Annotated in this window: 1 protein-coding gene; it reads left to right on the top strand. The window is 44.1% G+C overall.

What is annotated here, in order from left to right; all coding sequences use genetic code 11:
- A partial coding sequence (gene tnpA / locus RW092_RS09050) for an IS200/IS605 family transposase (protein WP_316010033.1) occupies positions 1-371 on the top strand: 371 nt, incomplete at its 5' end.
- Between the last annotated feature and the right edge of the window lie 141 nt (positions 372-512).

Below are 512 nucleotides of genomic sequence, written 5' to 3'. Positions count from 1 at the left end.
GGAGAGATTTGATCGAAATATTTAAGCGTCTGTGCAAATACAAGGGAGTGGAGATCATAGAAGGCCACATGATGCCGGATCATGTACACATGCTGGTAGCGATACCACCCAAAATCTCAGTATCCTCATTTATGGGGTATCTGAAGGGAAAGAGCTCACTAATGATATTCGAAAAGCATGCCACCCTAAAGTATAAATATGGAAATCGGAAATTTTGGGCGGAGGGATACTACGTAAGCACAGTGGGCTTGAATGAGGCCACTGTCGCAAAGTATATCCGCGAGCAGGAAGCACATGACCAGGCAATCGATAAACTGAGCGTCAAAGAGTATGAAGATCCATTTAGCAGAAACGGTAGCAAGAAAAAGTAAACCAGTTTAACTGGTAAGTGAAAGTGACAAAAACACTGAGCCTGAACAATTTTATTGTCAGGCTAGCGTCTTTAGGCGCAGTTTGGCAACAAGGGGTTATACCCCAAGAGCAAACCACCCGTTGGACGGGTGGTTATGATT

The sequence above is a fragment of the Paenibacillus sp. 3LSP genome (genome assembly GCF_032465655.1).
In the GTDB taxonomy this organism is placed as follows: domain Bacteria; phylum Bacillota; class Bacilli; order Paenibacillales; family Paenibacillaceae; genus Fontibacillus; species Fontibacillus barengoltzii.
The sequence above is the reverse complement of the archived record's forward strand: the minus strand, read 5'-3'. Positions and strand labels throughout refer to the sequence as shown.